Annotated in this window: 18 protein-coding genes; 10 read left to right on the plus strand and 8 right to left on the minus strand. The window is 47.3% G+C overall.

All coding sequences use genetic code 11. From position 1 onward, the window contains the following. On the minus strand, positions 1 to 4,277 hold a 4,277-nt coding region (locus tag K0A89_06865), incomplete at its 3' end, for a hypothetical protein (protein MBW6518206.1). Between the two features lie 304 nt (positions 4,278 to 4,581). Between K0A89_06865 and K0A89_06870 the strand changes: the two genes are divergently transcribed. From K0A89_06870 to K0A89_06895, 6 genes are all read left to right on the plus strand, one after another. Next, complete coding sequence (locus K0A89_06870) at positions 4,582 to 5,895, plus strand: tRNA pseudouridine(54/55) synthase Pus10 (protein MBW6518207.1); 1,314 nt, start codon at positions 4,582 to 4,584, stop codon at positions 5,893 to 5,895. A 20-nt stretch (positions 5,896 to 5,915) separates the two neighbouring features. Continuing rightward, on the plus strand, positions 5,916 to 6,206 hold the full coding sequence (locus K0A89_06875) for a 50S ribosomal protein L21e (protein MBW6518208.1): 291 nt from the start codon (positions 5,916 to 5,918) through the stop codon (positions 6,204 to 6,206). Between the two features lie 31 nt (positions 6,207 to 6,237). Then, positions 6,238 to 6,588, plus strand: a complete 351-nt coding sequence (locus tag K0A89_06880; GenBank protein ID MBW6518209.1) for an RNA polymerase Rpb4 family protein — start codon at positions 6,238 to 6,240, stop codon at positions 6,586 to 6,588. Between the two features lie 105 nt (positions 6,589 to 6,693). After that, the gene (locus tag K0A89_06885) at positions 6,694 to 7,290 is read left to right on the plus strand and encodes a DUF655 domain-containing protein (protein ID MBW6518210.1); all 597 of its coding nucleotides are present in this window, start codon (positions 6,694 to 6,696) and stop codon (positions 7,288 to 7,290) included. Beyond that, a complete protein-coding gene (locus K0A89_06890; protein MBW6518211.1) occupies positions 7,287 to 8,048 on the plus strand; it encodes a 16S ribosomal RNA methyltransferase A in 762 nt (253 codons plus the stop codon). Before K0A89_06885 ends, K0A89_06890 begins: the two co-directional genes overlap by 4 nt. Then, positions 8,045 to 8,641, plus strand: a complete 597-nt coding sequence (locus tag K0A89_06895) for a methyltransferase (protein ID MBW6518212.1) — start codon at positions 8,045 to 8,047, stop codon at positions 8,639 to 8,641. Before K0A89_06890 ends, K0A89_06895 begins: the two co-directional genes overlap by 4 nt. A gap of 2 nt (positions 8,642 to 8,643) precedes the next feature. Here the strand turns inward: K0A89_06895 and K0A89_06900 are convergent, their stop codons facing one another. The 5 genes from K0A89_06900 to argC all read right to left on the minus strand — a co-directional run bounded on the left by K0A89_06900 (position 8,644) and on the right by argC (position 13,312). After that, entirely contained in the window at positions 8,644 to 8,925 is a 282-nt protein-coding gene (locus tag K0A89_06900) for a DUF1699 family protein (protein ID MBW6518213.1), read from the minus strand. A 51-nt stretch (positions 8,926 to 8,976) separates the two neighbouring features. Then, on the minus strand, positions 8,977 to 10,548 hold the full coding sequence (gene serA / locus K0A89_06905; GenBank protein ID MBW6518214.1) for a phosphoglycerate dehydrogenase: 1,572 nt from the start codon (positions 10,546 to 10,548) through the stop codon (positions 8,977 to 8,979). Positions 10,549 to 10,632: 84 nt separating this feature from the next. Continuing rightward, positions 10,633 to 11,802, minus strand: a complete 1,170-nt coding sequence (gene argJ / locus K0A89_06910) for a bifunctional ornithine acetyltransferase/N-acetylglutamate synthase (protein MBW6518215.1) — start codon at positions 11,800 to 11,802, stop codon at positions 10,633 to 10,635. Positions 11,803 to 11,818: 16 nt separating this feature from the next. Then, positions 11,819 to 12,289, minus strand: a complete 471-nt coding sequence (locus K0A89_06915) for a CBS domain-containing protein (GenBank protein MBW6518216.1) — start codon at positions 12,287 to 12,289, stop codon at positions 11,819 to 11,821. 12 nt (positions 12,290 to 12,301) lie between these two features. Continuing rightward, positions 12,302 to 13,312: an N-acetyl-gamma-glutamyl-phosphate reductase gene (argC, locus tag K0A89_06920; GenBank protein MBW6518217.1), complete on the minus strand. Its 1,011-nt coding sequence runs from the start codon at positions 13,310 to 13,312 to the stop codon at positions 12,302 to 12,304. 69 nt (positions 13,313 to 13,381) lie between these two features. Here argC and K0A89_06925 point away from each other — a divergent pair, with 69 nt between their 5' ends. Beyond that, positions 13,382 to 14,146: a ribonuclease H-like domain-containing protein gene (locus K0A89_06925; protein MBW6518218.1), complete on the plus strand. Its 765-nt coding sequence runs from the start codon at positions 13,382 to 13,384 to the stop codon at positions 14,144 to 14,146. Between the two features lie 252 nt (positions 14,147 to 14,398). Then, complete coding sequence (locus tag K0A89_06930; protein ID MBW6518219.1) at positions 14,399 to 15,148, plus strand: phosphopantothenate/pantothenate synthetase; 750 nt, start codon at positions 14,399 to 14,401, stop codon at positions 15,146 to 15,148. A gap of 61 nt (positions 15,149 to 15,209) precedes the next feature. Here the strand turns inward: K0A89_06930 and K0A89_06935 are convergent, their stop codons facing one another. Both K0A89_06935 and K0A89_06940 read right to left on the minus strand, forming a co-directional pair. Continuing rightward, entirely contained in the window at positions 15,210 to 15,611 is a 402-nt protein-coding gene (locus K0A89_06935; GenBank protein MBW6518220.1) for a M67 family metallopeptidase, read from the minus strand. 13 nt (positions 15,612 to 15,624) lie between these two features. Then, positions 15,625 to 16,602, minus strand: coding sequence for a radical SAM protein (locus K0A89_06940; protein MBW6518221.1), 978 nt, complete (start codon positions 16,600 to 16,602; stop codon positions 15,625 to 15,627). Positions 16,603 to 16,739: 137 nt separating this feature from the next. On the opposite strand from K0A89_06940, the gene K0A89_06945 reads away from it, so the two are divergent. Continuing rightward, on the plus strand, positions 16,740 to 17,474 hold the full coding sequence (locus K0A89_06945) for a transcriptional regulator (GenBank protein ID MBW6518222.1): 735 nt from the start codon (positions 16,740 to 16,742) through the stop codon (positions 17,472 to 17,474). An 85-nt stretch (positions 17,475 to 17,559) separates the two neighbouring features. Continuing rightward, entirely contained in the window at positions 17,560 to 18,600 is a 1,041-nt protein-coding gene (locus tag K0A89_06950) for a hydroxymethylglutaryl-CoA synthase (GenBank protein MBW6518223.1), read from the plus strand. Position 18,601 lies beyond the last annotated feature (1 nt).

Consider the following 18,601-nt stretch of genomic DNA (forward strand, 5'->3'; position numbering starts at 1 on the left):
CCGTTCGCATGACTTAGATCACCGTAACCGGTATCGTTATGGCAATCTGTACATGTGGGAGCACCGGGGTTGAGGCTCTGGTTGTGCTGTGTGGACAATACGGCTGTACCATAGGCTGCATGGCAGCTTGCACAGGCATCACCGGATAACACCGGTGCAATGGGCAGATCGGTAACGATCGATTTGGCTCCGTGGCATTTGGCACAGGTGACATCCCTACTGATATTATGGGGTTTGAACGTTGCCGGTGCACCGTGGGAAAGATGCCAGGTGGTGACAATTCCGCTATCGTTCCAGACACCATAATTACCGTCTGCTGTTACGGCATACCCGGTCACGTTCGCAGTGGTATACATCTGGTCATGACAGCCCAGACAATCCACTTTGTCGGTATGAAGAGCGGTTGAGGTGAAGGTATGGTCGGCTGGGTTATGGCAGACTTCACAACCGGTTTGGGCGGACGTGATGTTCTCGACCTTAAACTCATGCATTCCTTTGCTGAAACTGGCGTTCATGTGGCAGTCGGTACAGGTGAAATTCAAGGTATCCCTGTGGGGTCCGGCGAATTTACTGTCGTGACTGCCGCCAGGCTGGTGACATTTCTCGCACAGTTCAGTATTGTTGGAGATCTCATCATAGACCGAGTAGTTCGCATATGAACTGGCTGTCGCGTTATAGAATGCTATCGGTGCTCCACTGGTACCGGTATTGTTCGGATACTTCCGGTCATGCAGGTTATGGCAGACCCTGCACTGGATGCCGTCCCAATCTTCTTCTGCTATAACGGGATTGAGAGCAGAGAGAAGAACATCGTAATTCGTTGGCGATTTGCATTTGGCACAGTTGTTCTTACTGTCTGAGGCTCCGGCCCGGGAATTGGCATGTGAGCTGTTGAGCCAGGTGCGGGAGGCCAGATCGACTTTTTCCGGACTGCGGGTTGCGTGGCACGGTAACGAACAGGTATACTGCGGGAACATGCCGACGCCGGTACCGCCATTGAGCGCAAGTGGCATACCGCCGCTGGTGTTGTATTCATAGTAGCTATGCTCAACGACCAGGTTGTGGTCATGTGCGTACAGTGATGCGTTGAGAGTGAATGGCTGGGTGGTATTGGCAAAGTGACATGTCGTACAGTCGGACGAACTGGTATGGCGTTCGTAGAAGCCGTTGACACCGTCGATATGGCAGTTCCGGCATGTATTGGTCTCGTTCACGGTGTACACTTTGGGACCGTTCGCATGACTTAGATCACCGTAACCGGTATCGTTATGGCAATCTGTACATGTGGGAGCACCGGGGTTGAGGCTCTGGTTGTGCTGTGTGGACAATACGGCTGTACCATAGGCTGCATGGCAGCGTGCACAGGTCATACCACTCGCTTTCTTAACTTCATGCATAAGTGGAGTGATCTCTGTAGCAGTGCTTTTATGGCATTCTGTACAATCTGCATCTGTGAACCCGCTTATGGTTGAATGGTCATAATAAGATGTTCCATCCTGGGCTCCTGTTGAATAATTCCCATATAAGGAATCACCTGTTATTTCAGGTGGTACATTGCTAAGAGTGGTGAGCATATCATTGTAATTGGTACTGCCTTTCTTGTGGCATGATGAACACCAATCGCCGGAAAGGTCGCCACCCATCACATTGGCACCCTTGAAGCTGGCAATGTAACCTGCAGCGACAGCGCTGTGTTTGGTCTCGCCGTGACAGTACAGGCACTTGGATTCATCATCGGATGCAGTCCAGAAATCAGCACCTCTATCCCACAGCGTACCATTGAGGATGTTATTGCTGTGGGTTATTTGTGTTATTTTGGGTGCAGTGGCAAATGATGCCAGCCCGCTGCCCACGTGGCAATCAGGACATGAGGCAGCATTGGTCCTTGTGGTGGCAAAGTTATTGTCGTTCTGGATGAACTTGATCACGTGTACATCCTGGGTATGACACTCAGTACATGCTACTGTAGTATTATGCTGGGTCAATCCCTGATGGCAGGTAGTACAATGGGAGTCCTCTGTGGGTCCTAAAGTTCCTGCTGAAGGATCAGGTTTAGTAATGTTGTGCATGGGACCGTGGCAGATGACACAAGGAATGGCGGGATTAGAGTGGTATGTTGAAGTCGTGGAATAAGTGGATACGATACCGTTCAGAGTACTCTTCATGGTTGTGTTTGCACTACTATGGCAGTTCGTACAGCTACCAATAATCATGTTGGTATTATGAGAAGATATACTGCCATGACAGTTGGCATTGTCGCAACTCAGGCTGCTGTGTGCACCGATTGTATTCACAGACTGGGATAAACCCTGCCCATTATAGGATAAATGGCACACAGTACAGGTAGTTGCATGTTGACTTCTGTCACCCACCACAGCATCGGAACCACCTGCATATGGTGAACTGATGGGAGCACCACTGCCAAGGTTCTCATTACCATGACCGCTACAACCATTTCCACCAACACAACCCCACCAGTTGTAGATGAACTGGGCACTTCCGGTTACACCAGAAGCATTGACCTCTACCTGCCATTTTCCATAATAATTCTTAGCATTGAGGTCACGTGGTACATTAATAAGTCCATTGCTGTCTGTGGAAGTCGGAAGTGTGTAATCAATGGCTCCACCTGGATTCCTAAGAGTTAATGTCACATTTGAAGAGGGGAGGGGCATCCCATCAGCATCTAGTACAAGAGCATACATATTTACTGTCGTCCTGACACCCGGCCCAAAAGCATTAGTCCAAGTTCTCGATGGTACGATAAAACCAGTCCCTGAAGCTTGACCGCTCGTAGTTGCATCATCCAGCACTACATACCTGTTGGTTGCGACCAATATCTTAGAAGGACCTGTAAACACAGTGGTAGTCACCAGGTTACTGGTGTCCGAAGCACTTCCTGTGGCTGTCACCGACTGCTGGTGAGAGCCAGTAGCACCCGCAGATGCGGTCACTGTCATGGTCTTAATGGACTGCTGTCCCGGATTAAGCGTTCCAGTCGTAGAAGAATTAAGTGAATAGGAAAAATCGGCAGTATTGGCATTGGTAAGGGAAAGAGTATAAGAGTCGGCTACATTTCCGGTGTTCTGCACTGTAACAGTATACGATACCTGACTCCCGGGTGCTACATTCTGGGATGGTGGTGTCAGGGTAACACTGACAGAAGGATTTGGCACAATCACAGTTGTTATAACCTGTCCTGAGCCGGTAAAATTGGCAGGATCTTCCACAGATGTCGCTGTCACTGTTGTGGTATCAGATGTACCAGCACCGCCATTTGTAACATTAAGTGTTGTCTGCGCACTTCCGCCAGAGAGTACTGCTAAAGTCGTTGTGCCAAGCGAGGACCCGAAATTGGTGGGGTCGGAGTCAACTGCACTGAGACTATAATTGCCATCAGTGTTACCGTTATTATTGACTGTGATTGTATATTCAGTACTGCCACCTGCAACCACACCTGCTGATGTTGGAGATGGGGTAACTGTGACATTGTATGTTGGAGCTGTTGAACCAGCTACTTCATCCACTGAGAATTGCCCACTGTTCGAGTTGCTAGTACCCATGTATATCCTCTGTTCGCCACTTGTTGAAGCAACTGAAACTTTCAGGGCTAGATAGGAGTTTGCGGGGGCACCTCCCGAAATACTGCTCATATCAACCACATATGCCTGCTGTACACCGGAAGGTACTACCTGATCCACAAATCCAAACGATGTAAAGGCACCTGATTGCGCATAGCCAAGTTCAAAACGATATGTGACGGGACCAATTGAAGTTCGTTCCCTGAGATAAAAGTTAGCTCCTGATTGGCCGGTGACCTGGGTCTGAACCGTATATGCTATAGGGAATATCGCTAAAAACTGATCACCAGTTGTCGTGGTTGTCAGCCTGTCATCAGCACAATTCAATCCTACATCATTAAGCGTGGTGACCCGATATGCTGTGGGCCGGGCGTTGCAAGCACCCCAATCAGCAGTATAGCCCGAAGCATCTATTGCCCCTGAAGAAGGCTCCCAATAATATGCGGTAACTGCCGCACTCGCCGATCCCGCGAACAGCATCATAATAAGCATTGTGACAGCCAGGATCATCCCGGCCCTGGGAATAGAGCGGCAGGCTTCGCGAGGTGGACTTCGAGACCGTCCGGTATAGCATGCAGGGGATTGGTGTTTCTTATTTAACGAAAAAGTGGTCAGAAACGTTGCTTTAATAGAATTCTGCTTGATATTTCCAAATCCATCGATGTATTTTTTCTGGTAATCTCTAATCCAATCCATTTGTCCACCTTGAATTTTTTATTATTTACTGTGTGAATTCATTGATACTTAAATGTATCTAAAAATTTTTATAATTATCATAATAATGCTTATAATCATCACCATGGGGTCGGTCGTAGTCTTACTATAAAATACATAAAACCCCAATTGTAACCCAATCACTGTATAGACCTTTTTAGTAACAACCCATTTGAAATAAATGATACATTAAATCCGTTTTTTGAAGCTAATAGAAATCTCTTCACTATTCGAAACCTATATAGAATAAAACTCCCTTATAAGACCCCTCTGATTTTGAGGTAACATGACAAATCATATCTTTGAAACTGCATCCAATATCCTGTCCGAGGGCCCCATCTGCGACCACTGCATGGGCAGGATGTTCGCAAAGCTCTCCACAGGATTGTCCAACGACCAGCGAGGAGCTGCTATTAAACTCTCACTTGCAATGGAAGCGGACCGAATACGCAACGAGACCTCAGACGATTCAATGTTACAATTACTATCACATAGCAGTGTCAATGCCAGGAAAAGCCTGAAAGAAGAAGGTACATCCGGAAAATGCTGGGTATGCAACAGCCTGTTCGAACAACTTGATATCTGGGCTGACCGGGTGGTCGATGCCCTTGAGGGTTATGAATTTGATACATTCCTTATCGGCACCCGCCCGTCGGGTCTGCTTATCGAGAACGAAGAGATACTCTGGGCCGCCTCGGGAACCGCCTGGCCAGAACCCTTAAAGACCGAAATGAACCGTGAAGTAGGTCGGCGGGTGGAAGAAAAACTGGGCAAAAAAGCTGACCTCAAAACTCCCCACATCACAGCATTGCTGGACATAGACCGCGAGGATGTTGAACTTGAAATACGCTCACAGTATATTTATGGTCGTTACCGCAAATTGATACGTGGCATCCCACAGACACGCTGGCCATGCCGTGAATGCCACGGCAGGGGGTGTGAGCGCTGTAATTTCACTGGAGCCATGTACCCCGAATCAGTAGATGAACTCATCAAACCCGAAGTGATAAAAGCTACCGAGTCTGTAGATACCGTATTCCACGGCGCGGGCCGGGAAGATATAGATGCCCTGATGCTGGGAAGGGGCAGGCCTTTTATTGTAGAAGCTGAGGAACCACTCCGCCGCCACATTGACCTGACAAGGCTACAGCATAGGATCAACCGCCATGCAGCAGGTAAAGTTGAAGTCGAAGGACTCAAATTTGTATCCCACCGGGCAGTTGAAGCCATCAAACAGGCAAAAGCAGATAAAGTTTATAGATTAAGAGTTACATTTAAAGTGCAGGTATCAGAAGAAAAGCTTATATCAGCTATTGACGTACTTGCCCGAACTCCCATAAACCAGCGAACACCCACAAGAGTATCTCACCGCAGGGCTGATCTTGAACGGGTGCGTGCGATACACAATATAGAACTGGAACAAATATCTCCCGACGGCCGAATAGCCACCATAGTGGTGAGCTGCCAGGGAGGACTATACGTAAAAGAACTGGTATCCGGGGACGACGGACGTACAGTACCCAGCCTTGCCCGGAATCTGGATGTCGAGGCAACCGTTACCGAACTGGACGTAATAAAAGTAGAAGAAACATTCATTTAACTTAATTGGAGGATATAACATTGTCAAAATCACACGGCGAGAGAAGGAAGACCAGGTACAAATTGAAGAAAAGCGTGCGGGAAAGAGGGCTTAGTCCCGTATCACGTGCCATCCAGGAATTTGAAGTTGGACAATCGGTCCATATAAAACTGGACCCCAGTGTTCACAGAGGTATGTCAAATCCAAAATTCCATGGCAGGACCGGTAAAGTACTCGGACAGAGAGGCCGTGCTTACATTGTAGCGGTCAGTGATGGGAACGCCACAAAACAGGTTATTCTGTTTCCGCAGCATCTGAGCCCCCAGGTATGATTACAGATACTCAATATCCAGGTAGTTTTTTATGATAGTCAAACAGGTATTTAATGAAGAAATGTTGACCATTGCAGAAGCAAAGGAAATTCTGGTAGATATCAGGGAGACCCGTACCGAACAGGAACTAGAACTGGGATATGAGCTCAGAAGAGCCATTAACCATGCCGAAAAATCCTCTAAGACGGACGGAGCAAGTTCCAGGAAATTAGTAGAAGAACTGCTCAAACTGGAGAAAATGAAACCGGATATTGCATTCCGTCTTGCTGATATAATGCCGACTTCCTTTGACGAGATACGGTCAATATACGCAAAGGAAAGATTTACGCTATCTGAAACAGAACTTACGCAGATTTTGGATGCTGTTACTGCTGCATACTAAATTCTTAACCTGGGTAATGTAAAAGTTTATATGCAATGCTATGTATAAATTTTAATTCCGATTTGAAAAAATAGATATTTGAAATAAGGTTATGAGTGGATAGGTATGGTATTGGAAAAAAAACCTCGAAGTGAAGATTGGGCATTTGTATTGGATTATTTACCCTATGGAAGCTCGGAGGATTCCAGGCCATTGCACCAGAAAAAACCACTGGTACAGGCAGTGGGTGAATCACATTTTGTGCTGATGGAACTGATGCCAAAAGAAGGAGTTGTACCTGAATCTCAGGACAAGGTCTATATTGGTGATGGTGACCGGGATATTATCGACCATGTCAAGCGCAGAATTACCTACAATGAACTTACCCACGGAGCACAACTTGAACTCCCATATATCCTTGAAAAAGTTATAGCCGAAAACGAACCAAAATATGTCCGTTTCTTCAGTGATGCCTACCCCATAACAAACCGGCTTCACATGCTGGAACTTCTTCCCGGTATAGGTAAGAAACTTATGTGGGGCATTATAGATGAGCGGAAAAAAGGAGAATTCCATAGTTTCAAGGAACTCACAGAAAGGGTCAAGGGCCTGCATACTCCCGAAAAGTTGATAGTTCACAGGATCATTGATGAATTAAAGGACGAGAATGTAAAGTACCGCCTTTTCACAACCCCTCCGAAGCCTCGCACTCATAGCCGATGAAGCCCAGGCTTGGACAACATTTTTTAGTTGACCACCACATACTTGAGAGGATAATCCGCTACGCAGACCTGAAAGCTTCTGATACCGTTCTGGAAATCGGAGGTGGTAACGGCATTCTAACAAAGAAACTGGCTGAATATGCCGGGAATGTAATCACTATAGAGCTGGACCGCGTCCTCGCTGATGGACTGTCATTCATGTGCAGAAATTCCAATGTATCCGTGATACATGGAGATGCACTGAAGGTCAAGCTGCCATATTTTAATAAAATTGTTTCAAACTTACCCTACCAGATATCTTCAGAGATTACTTTCAGGCTTCTTGATGCCGGATTTGAATATGCCATTCTTATGTACCAGCTGGAGTTTGCAAAACGCATGGTTGCTGCCCCAGGAACTCCGGACTACAGCAGACTTTCAGTGACGGCACAGTACCATACCAAAATAGAAATGCTGGAAAGTGTGCCCCCTTCAGCCTTTAAACCTCAACCCAGGGTTAAATCTGCCATATTGAAGCTCACACCCAGGGAAGCACCATATCATGTCAATGACCTGGATTTCTTTAACCAATTATTAAGGGTAGTATTCGGACAACGCAGGAAAATGTTGAAGAATTCCATCACTTCTGCGTTACCCGTATTGGGCATTCCCCCTGACAACATATCACGACTGGATGAAGCAATACTACAACGCCGACCTGAATCCCTTTCACCGCACGAACTCGCGCAAATCTCCAACATCATCAGGGATGAAATATGACATCCATCAACTACCGCAACAAAACCATACAGGTACTGCCAAATGTCTATGAACCGGCCGAAGACAGTTTCCTGCTGGTCGATGCCCTGCTCGAAATTATCGAAGGCAAGAACCGTTTGCTTGAAGTAGGTTGCGGCAGCGGTATTGTTTCAGTATTTGCCAAAGACCACAGTCCGAAAGTGTTGGCCACTGACATCAACCCGCATGCAGTACACTGTGCCCGACTCAATGGGATAGAAGTTGTAAGGACAGACCTGTTTGCAGGTATAAAAGGCACTTTTGACATAGTGGTTTTTAATCCCCCTTACTTGCCCACCTCAGAAGATGAGCATGTAGGGGGCTGGGATGACCTTATGCTAAATGGCGGCCCTGATGGCAGGGAAACGGTCAGGCGGTTTGTAGCAGACGTGGGTGCACATCTTAACCCGAACGGACAGGTATTATTGTTAATATCCTCGCTTACAGGTATAAAAGAAGTATGCGACCTGATGCACGGTGAAGGCATCTCAGTAAAAAAAGTCGCAGAATCCAGGCATTTTTTTGAAAAACTGGTAGTACTAAAAGGCCTTAAAGTTCCTGAAAAACAAGTATAGACTTAAATCTCTACTACCTTATACTTGTCAATATCAGTCCTGTGTCCCCAGACATTTCCCACAATTATCTCTATATTATTCATAGAGAGTATTTTTTTCGTGGTATTGGACAGAGTATTGTAATAAGATACCGGAAGCTGGATCATTTTTATTCTCGGATTTTTGCGGATTACATTGAATATATCCTTTTCTGAGGGTCTGAAACAGAAATGGATATTATCATCCTTGGATGTTACCTCTTCCACATCTTTTTCAGAAGCTACTACACGAAATAATACTTCCATAATAAGTACTTATAGTCGTTTAAACTACTTATATTTTTTGAATAGTATGACTTAAAGGTATACCATCTTCGCATCAATTATACCTTTTACACCACGGATCTCATCCAGGATATTCTCATTGACCTCAGAATCTACATTGAGCACCATAATAGCCGTACCGCCTGCCTTGATGCGCCCAACCTGCATACCCGCAATGTTGATGTCATGCTTACCCAACACAATACAGCACGGGCCGATAATATTAGGGTGGTCCTCATGCAAAGCTACCACCATGTGTCCAGAGGGCAACACATCTATACTGTATTCGTTTATCTGCACTATCCTGGGATTCGTGCCAACCATAGTTCCCGCTACCGTCTTCACAGTACCGTTGTTGGTAAGACGAAGCACCACCAGGTTGGAATAACTCTCAGATGTTTTGGACTTTGACTCCACAACTTTGATCTTACGCTCCCTGGCAATTACCGGCGCGTTAATATAATTCACTGATGACCCCATGGCAAATTCAAGCACTCCCTTCAGGGCAGCTACGGTCAAAGGCCCGGTATTCCTGTCAGCGATCTCGCCGCTATATGATAGCTCGATGCGCTCGTATTTATTTTCCATCAACTGCGCAGCCAGTCTTCCGATCTTCTCTGCCAGTGGCAGGTATGGCTGAAGGACTTTCATTACCTCCTGTTTCACATATGGCATATTGATAGCGTTCTGGACAGGGAGCCCTTTACTATAATTTATGATCTGCTCTGCCACATCCACTGCTACGTTAACCTGTGCCTCCTCGGTGGAAGCGCCCAGATGCGGCGTGACTATGATCTTGTCCTGCTCAAGCAGAGGTGACCCGAGAGGAGGTTCGTTGACAAATACATCAATTGCAGCACCTGCGACCTTACCGCTGGCAACGGCCTCGGCCAGAGCTTCCTCGTTGATGATACCGCCACGGGCACAGTTTATGACACGGAGGCCGGGTTTAGCCTTATCTAACTGTTTCTTGTCGATGAGGTTCTTTGTATCTTTGGTAAGTGGCGTGTGTACAGTGATATAGTCTGAATTTTGTACAATATCATCTACCGTGGTAAGCGTAACACCCAGTTCCCCTGCCCGTTCCTCGCTGATGAACGGGTCGAAAGCCAGTATCTTCATTTCCATACCCTGGGCTCGTTTGGCTACCTCAGCACCTATCCGCCCCAATCCAACGACTCCCAGTGTCTTGCCCCTTACCTCAACACCGGTGAATGACTTGCGGTCCCATTTGCCTGATTTGAGGGATTGGTTTGCCTGCGGGATGTTCCGTGAAAGTGACATCATCATGGCAATGGTATGCTCGGCAGCCGATATCATGTTACCTTCGGGAGCATTTACCACAATAATACCATGCTGGGTGGCGGCTTCAACATCAATATTATCTACACCCACACCGGCACGCCCGATTATCTTCAGGTTCGCAGCCGCCTCGATCACGTCAGCTGTCACCTGGGTCTGGCTCCTGACAACCAGGGCATCATACTCGCCGATACAGCTTTTCAGTTCATCAGGGCTCATTCCTGTCTTAATATCAACTTCAACTTCCTTTTTCAATATTTCAATACCCTTGTCAGAAAGGGAATCACTAATCAGAACTTTCATCGATTGTCCTCCATTGTCTATCTTGAATCTGGAGTGTTAATATTACTCTTAGCACTTCATTGTTTCGTTAGGAACATTTACCGTTCATGTAGTGTATTCGGCATTGATACGCACATAATCGTAGGACAGGTCACATCCCCAGGCCTTAGCACTCTCACTTCCTAACCCCAGGTCAACATTAATTATTACTTCTTCGGAATTCATGATCTCCTTAAGAATCCCGGATATCACTTCCATGACCTTACCCCCGTGTACCAGCTCAACCGAAATGTTCTGGCCTGCAAATGCCAGGCTGATAAGGTCAGGTTCCACCTGTGCACCTGAATATCCTACTGCTGCCACCACCCGGCCCCAATTTGGGTCACATCCGAATATCGCCGATTTCACCAGGGGTGAACGAACAATGGCCTTTGCAGCCCGTACCGCATCACTATGACTGGCAGCCCCCTTTACCCTGGATTCGATGAGCCTGGTAGCACCTTCACCGTCCCTCGCTATCATCCTGGCAAGAGTTATACATACGTTATCAAGTCCGGCCTGGAACTTGTCAGGGTCAGGTGTACCCGACTGTCCGGTAGCAGTTATCAATGTCATGTCATTGGTGCTGGTATCGCCATCCACCACCACCATATTGAAACTTTTATCCACAGCAGATTGCAGACACTTCTTTAATGTTGCCGGATCCATAATAGCATCAGTATAAATAAACGCCAGCATGGTACCCATATTCGGTTCAATCATGCCACTCCCTTTGGCAATGCCCCCGATATGTATACCGTCGGAAAGCTCCACAGCCACTTCTTTTCTGAAAGTGTCAGTGGTCATGATGGCCCTTGCAGATTGCTCACTACCCTCATAACTATTGGTCAGGCCTTTTTCAACCTGGTTCAACTGGGAAAGTATAATGTCCATATCAAGCCTGTGGCCAATAATACCTGTGGACGCAACACCTACACTCTTTTCATCAATACCCAGTTTCTCAGCAGCCAGTGCAGCCATTGACCTGGCATCCTTAATACCGTCCAAACCTGTGAAAGCATTGGCATTACCGCTGTTCACAATAACAGCAGACAGCTTGCCATCTTCAAGATGCTGCCTTGTCACAATAAGAGGCGCGGCAATAATGCGGTTTCGGGTGAATACCCCTGCTGCATTGCCCTTAGCACTGATCAAGGCAAGACCGTACTTGCCCTGCTTTACACCCCAGGCACTGACACCCTTAACAGCACAGATTCCGCCTTCTATCTCGTTCATCGAGTTTCACCTCCGATCAGGCAGACAGTGCCATACCAGAGATTATATCCTGGCGTGTTACGATACCTACAAGTTTGCCCTTGTCCAGTACTGGCATCCGGTTGATGTTATGTTTGACCATCCTGGATGCCACTGTTTCAAGACTATCGGAAACATCTGCAGTCACGACCGGACTGCTCATCACATCGGACAATCTCCTGGAACCGACATCCTCAAGGGAACGTTTTGCTTCTTCCCAGCTGATGAGTTCCCGCAGGGGCACCTCGATAACTTCAAAAGGACTTGGCAGCCATAACTGGCTGGATTTTTCAGGTACCTGAAGTAGCTTCAGTATATCGCTTCCAGTGACCATACCCACTACCCTGCCATCTTTTACCACAGGGATACCACTTATCTTATGTTCCCGAAGCAGTAGCGCAGCATGTTTGACCATGTCATCCGGGCTGCATATTATTACATTTGTTGTCATTATCTCTTTTATCAGCATGTTCATTACTTCCTACGGAAAAATTGCCGGATTCCACAATCCTGAGGTCTCATCAAGCCCGAACATAAGGTTCATGTTCTGGACTGCCTGCCCCGATGCCCCTTTAACCAGGTTGTCGATGGCAGATACCACGACCAGCCGCTGCCCGTCAGCATCCATCTCAAATCCGATATCACAGAAATTAGAACCACGAACATGCCCCAGCATGGGAATGCCATCCAGGAGCCTGACAAATGGTTTGCCAGCATAGAACTGACGGTAGATATCAGCCACCTGTGCAGCTTCGGTCCTTGTTTTCAGGAACAGGTGCGCAGTGGTCAGGATACCCCTGACAGACGGGATGACGTGGGGTGTGAAACTGACCTTGATGTTACTGTCAAGGCGCCCCAGTTCCTGCCTCATTTCAGCACCATGGCGGTGTGTGGTTAGTTTATATGCCTGTATGTTCTCGGCCATGTTAGGATAATGTGAAACAGGGCTTGGCTCTACACCAGCTCCTGAGATGCCGCTTTTGGAATCAAATACCACACGTTCTATCAATCCGGCCGCGGCCATTGGTGCGGCTGCCAGCGTGGCTCCGGTCGGGTAGCATCCTGGATTAGCTACAAATGAGGCATCATGCACCTCGGGATGGAGTTCAACCAGCCCGAAGACAGCATCGAGCGGTGCCCTGTGCCTGAGTCCGTACACCTGCTCAAAAACACTGGCAGGCAGCCGGTAATCTGCACTGAGGTCTATCACTTTAGTCCCTGACTCCAACAGGTCCGGCACAATATCCATGGCGCTGCCGTGGGGTACTGCAGTGAACACGACATCGCACTGACCTGCAACGTCACCAGCATCAAGGTTCTGGAACTTCAGGTCTGTAAAACCCTTAAGGTGGAGGTGGGTCTGGCTTACCTGTTTACCGTCAAGGCGGCGCGATGTAGCACATACCACTTCTGCCCGGGGGTGACTTCCCAGCAGGCGCATCAGTTCGCCGCCAGTATAGCCGGATGCACCCATAATCCCTGCGCGTATCATGCTTACTCCTACTATTCTCAATGATAATTAATGTTGGGATATTTATACCGGTATGCCCTATATTCAAATGTGCTAACCAATAGTTATATTCACATTCCCCGCATCGGCGCTTCCACCGAGAAAAAGATATGGAGCAGTGGGATACGTTCATGGGATGAATTTTGCGAAAACCACCATCGAACAGGCATGTCAAGACCAAAGATAGACCAGTTGCTTGAAGGTATTGAAGAATCCAGGCAGCGGCTTGAAGTTTCTGACCATATCTATTTTGCCAATACCCTGCCATCAAAGGAACACTGGCGGGGATACCGGCATTTCAAGAAAGATACATTATTCCTGGATATTGAAACTACCGGGCTGTCCATGGACCGTGATGAAATTACCATGATCGGGGTGTACGGTGGTGGCGAGAGCCGGGTATATATAAACGGAATCGACCTGGATGAGTTTCCGCAGGTACTTGAAGGCTGCAAGACCATTGTTACGTTCAATGGCGCACGGTTCGACCTGCCATTCATCTCCCGGTATTTTCCGGAAATATGCTTTGACCAGTTGCACATTGACCTTATGTACCCTTTGCGCAGGATAGGTTTGTCAGGGGGCCTCAAGCACATTGAGACCCTGCTGGGCCTTGCAAGAAGCACCGAGACAACAGGTCTTACAGGATTTGATGCCGTACGATTGTGGCACCGGTACAGGCGGGGTGACCAGGGCGCACTGGACACCCTGATAAAGTACAATCTGGAAGATATTTCTCATCTCGAGACAATAATTGACCTGACGTATGAACAGATGATGCAAAATGCGTATGAGCAAGACCAGGCGGATAAATAGCTTTATATATTATAACCGTAATTTATATAATAACAAACAGTAAATTTAAAAAAACATTTAGCAGGGGATGCAAAAATGGACGTTTTTTGGACAATATATACTACATTAGATGAGATAGGAAGAAGAAAACTTATAAAGAGATTAATGGTCAGACCACTTAAGAACGACAATATCGATTAAGTTAACGGACAGACAGGTAGCCTGTGTGAAAACCACAGGTTTTAATCTGCAGGCCACCTATCTTTAGTCTTAATGACCGATATTCCGCAAGACCATCCCAGATACCTCTCTTTGATGACAAGGCATCGTATAGTCAGCGGAGTGGATAAAGGCATTACCAGTCAGGAGGGACTGATTGCACAGGGTAGGGGCGAGGCTTTTGATTACCTTATCGGTGAGGAAACACTACCTTTTGCCCGTGCTGCCGAATATGCTGCCTCGGCCATGATACTTTTAGCCGGGAGGCGGATTATTTCAGTGAACGGCAATGCTGCAGCGCTGGTCCCTGCCGAACTGGTGCGACTATCAGAACTAACTGGCTCCCCCCTGGAAGTGAACCTGTTCTACAGGACCGAGGAGAGGGTATTGAAGATTATCAAGCACCTGCAGGCTCACGGAGCAGGACAGGTGCTGGGGGCCAATCCTGATGCTTCCATTCCCGGCCTGGCATCACAAAGGAGCAAAGTTTGCCACGACGGGATCTATTCGGCAGATGTAGTGTTCGTCCCGCTGGAAGATGGTGACCGGTGCGAGGCTTTGGTGAGAATGGGAAAACAGGTCATTGCCGTGGACCTGAACCCCCTGTCAAGAACAGCACAACAGGCCACGATATCTATTGTTGACAACGTTGTCAGGGCAGTACCAAACATGATTGAAATGGTCCGGGAATTGAAGGACATGGATACATGGTATCTGCAGGATATCGTACGGTATTTCAATAATAAAAAAGGGCTTGCTGATGCCATGGATTCAATTTCCAGGCATTTGAGCGGGATGCAGTAACTTCAACCACTTCAACTAACTTTCTCTGACTTCAAATGACTTCGACTGATTCCAACTGACTTCAGCTTATTTCAATTACCTCAACCGGTTTAATACCGCCGTCCCATTCAAATCCATGTATCCCGTCAATACCGACAATGACCCAGAGGGTCTGGTAATTCTCCATACTTTCCCTGTCCCAGGCTGAAGGACTTGCTTTTGAATGAGGGTGGGTGTGGTACACCCCGACAATTTCCATCCCCTCCTCCTCTGCCCGGTTCCAGGCGTCATAATGTTCCCTGGGATCCAGTTCAAAACTCCTGTCCGAGGGTCTGGAGTTCTTAATTGGCACAACAATCTCGACTATGATACTGCTTTGTTCTTTCCTGCCAATCAGTATACCACACGCCTCATGAGGGGCATGGAGGGCCAATTCATCATCAAGCAGCCTGAAATGGTCGTTCCTGAACTGCACGTCAGTCATAGTACCAGCCGGCTTACATGTCGATATGGGGATTGATGTCGCAACCAGTACAGGGCAGGCACATTGTCTGGGACACATCAGCGCGCAGGCCGTGTTCATCCAGTATATGGCGCAATATTTTTGTCAGTTTTAATAACCGTGAGGCTGTAGGGCGCTGTACATCGATCTCCCCCTCACGCAACGGATGCATGCCTCCGGCCCTGACAATAGGCACCACACCCATTGAAGCCAGTTCTTCCAGCCCCGCTTCCACGATCTGGTCGTTTTCACCCAGACCGACTATGAAATTAGAATATACCCGGTTCCTGCCAAACATGCTGACCGCTTCTTTGAGACTATCCTTGATAAAGTCCAGGTCCATGCCAGGGCAAACCCGGTCGAATATCTCCCTGTCCATGGTCTCAACATTATATTTTACCTCGACAGCTCCGGCTTCCTTTAGCAACCGTGTTGAATCTGCTGTCGGGTAGACCGACACACCAATAGGCACATGATATTTTACGAGAGCCCTGACCGCTTCAACAGCACGGTCAACCTCGTTCTCGGGAGTATCAGCAATACCAGAAGTAATTGAGATAGCATGCAGGTTCCCGCTTTTGCTGGCTTCATCTACCATACCCACTATCTTGTCCAGGCTTTTAATATCGCCGGCCAATTTAGGTACCGGACAGTATTTGCAGTCAAATACACACCGTTCACTGATAGTGATATATGCCTGTCCTGGACAGTGGATAAGTTCCACTTCCAGCTGTCCCCGCACCAGTTCCTTGCCACCTTTAATTATCACTATATCGCCATTATCCTCTACAGCCCTTAATGGAGACCCATCATCAACAGATAACCTGACCCTGTGCCCGTCCCAGGTAAAGAAAAAGGCAGTGTTGCCTGCTCCAGGCCCTGCGGTAGGAACAGTGATATTGCCCAGCAATGCCCTGTCGATATCAACAGCACCCACAGCCAGAAGTTCGGCTTTTATTTCTGCATCTGTCATAAACAAAACATTCCTCGTTGACTCTAATATTTGATATTTGATAAACCTATTTAGTGATGACCCCTGAAATCTGATTCGTCAAATGTCGATATTGCATTCGTTATGTTTATATTGAGTGCAGATAAATTAGACATAGAATGATAGGGGATAAGCACGAGGCAGACATTAAGAACCGTCTCGCTGAGAAAATGGCAGGTGAAATAACCCTGTCTGAGAAACCTGGCGAGGTAATGAAAAAATGGCGCGTGAATTTTGACGTGGCCCAGTCGGACCTATCGAGCCACCTTGAAGTATCCCCTTCGGTTATAAGCGATTATGAAAGCGGGCGAAGAAAATCCCCTGGTACGGTCATTGTAAGCAAGATAGTCAATGCTTTGCTTGAGATTGACAGACAGCGAGGTAGTAAGAAAATACATGCCTATGAGAGCATGGTATCAGTGAGTTATGATCCAAATATCATCTATGATATTCATGAATATACCACTCCCATGTCCCTTGATGAGTTATCGACCCTCATAGATGCCAGATTTATTTACCGACCCATTTCAGAAAGTGAAAAACAGATATACGGATACACCATCATCGACAGTCTGAAAGCTATCCTCGATATGCCCTTCTATGAATTTCAAAAACTGTATGGCTGGAGTACTGAACGGGCATTGATCTTTACGGGCATCTCAACTGGCAGGTCACCGATGGTCGCAATAAGGGTCACCAATCTCAAACCCAGGGTAATCGTTCTTCATGGTCTTGACGGGAACGAAGTGGACCCGGTGGCAAAGAAAATCGCCCAGGCCGAGAACATTCCTTTAATGTCGACAAATATGTCAATTGAATCGATAATAAAAGCACTTCAGGAACGCAAGGTGTGACCACAATAGATTTATTTGTTAATTATTATCATCTTAGTAATATTAATAAATCAGTAATAAAATTCCGGATAAAAAGGTGTACCATATGAAAGTAGGAATTGTCTCGTACGGTGTGTATGTCCCCAGATATCGCATTAAACTAGAAGAGATTGCAGCCGTTTGGGGAGATGATGCACAAAGTATTATCGGCGGATTGAAGGTAAAAGAAAAGTCGGTCCCAGATCTGGACGAGGATGCAATAACCATTGCAGTAGAGGCTGCACGCAATGCCATAAACAGGGGCAATATCGACGCTTCCAGGCTTGGAGCTATTTACTGCGGGTCTGAAAGTCACCCATACGCCGTGAAACCCACCAGCACCATTGTGGCAGCAGCTGTGGGAGCAGAACCCAACCTGACAGCCGCGGATTTTGAGTTCGCATGTAAAGCAGGTACAGCTGCCATTCAGGCCTGTATGGGTCTGGTCGGTGCAGGCATGATTGATATTGGACTGGCCATCGGTTCTGACGTCTCCCAGGGTGCGCCAGGGGATGCACTGGAATATACTGCAGCAGCAGGAGGGGCAGCTTATATCATAGGGAGCAGTGACCTGGCAGCCGTTATCGAGGATACTTTTTCATTCACAACCGATACTCCTGATTTCTGGAGAAGAGAAGGCATGCCCTACCCGGAACATGGAGGCAGGTTCACGGGAGAACCGGGTTATTTCAAGCATGTAACCTCTGCAGCATCCGGCCTGATGGATAAGCTCGGTACAAAACCTTCAGATTATGATTATGCAGTGTTCCACCAGCCTAATGGCAAATTCCCCCAAAATGTGGCAAAAACATTGGGATTCACTCCTGAACAGATTAAGACCGGACTGGTCGTTCCCAGATTGGGGAACACCTATTCCGGCTCATGTATGATAGGACTGGCTGCCATACTTGACCAGGCTGTGGAAGGAGACAGGATATTCATGACTGCATTTGGCTCTGGTGCCGGCAGTGATGCTTTCAGCATCACCGTTACCGACAGGATTGAAGAGATACGTGATGCCGGGCCGAAAGTTGAAAAACTGCTTGAGAATCCGATTTACATGAATTATGCCTCCTATGCCAAGCATAAAGGCAAAATAAAGGTGTGAT

The sequence above is a fragment of the ANME-2 cluster archaeon genome (assembly GCA_019429385.1).
Taxonomy (GTDB): domain Archaea; phylum Halobacteriota; class Methanosarcinia; order Methanosarcinales; family Methanocomedenaceae; genus Methanocomedens_B.